Annotated in this window: 1 pseudogene; it reads right to left on the bottom strand. The window is 36.8% G+C overall.

Annotated elements, in window-relative coordinates:
- Window positions 1-519, bottom strand: a pseudogene (locus DS2_RS20645) (hypothetical protein); the annotation flags it as partial.

Here is a 519-nt window from a genome sequence, read left to right as displayed (position 1 = left end):
TATCCAACCCGTCATAACTCAAGCTATTGATCGACCAGTACGAAGAGCTACCATCGGTAACACGATTGATGTTTTTGTTTGCATCGTAACTATATGTCAACTTGTTGTATATGCTGTTGCCGTTTAAATCAGAAATGGTTTCAGGTAATTGCCCTATAGTGAGCGTAGTATTATGAATAACACCATTGCCATAAGTGAATTGTTTTATTGCACCATTAGCATGATAACTTACGCCATTTTTCACAAAAGTTTGACCACCTTCAATGATCAACTGAGTCGGCTGCCCTAAAATATTCGGCTTGTAATTAATTGGTTTATCATGGTCTGGATAAAGCATTAAGTCCCTATGCCCTAGCGAGTTGTAGCTATAGCTAACTTCATAAGTTTTACCATTAGCTAGTTGTAGTTGCTCTTCTTCAAGTAAACCAAGCGCATTGTATCCGTATGATTGAACATATTCATTTGATTCTAAAGTCAGCAGTTTACCTAATTTATCAAAGGTATAAGTTTTGTCAGGAG

The organism is Catenovulum agarivorans DS-2, assembly GCF_000568405.1.
Classification (GTDB): Bacteria; Pseudomonadota; Gammaproteobacteria; order Enterobacterales; family Alteromonadaceae; genus Catenovulum; species Catenovulum agarivorans_A.
This window is presented reverse-complemented; position numbering and strand designations above follow the sequence as displayed.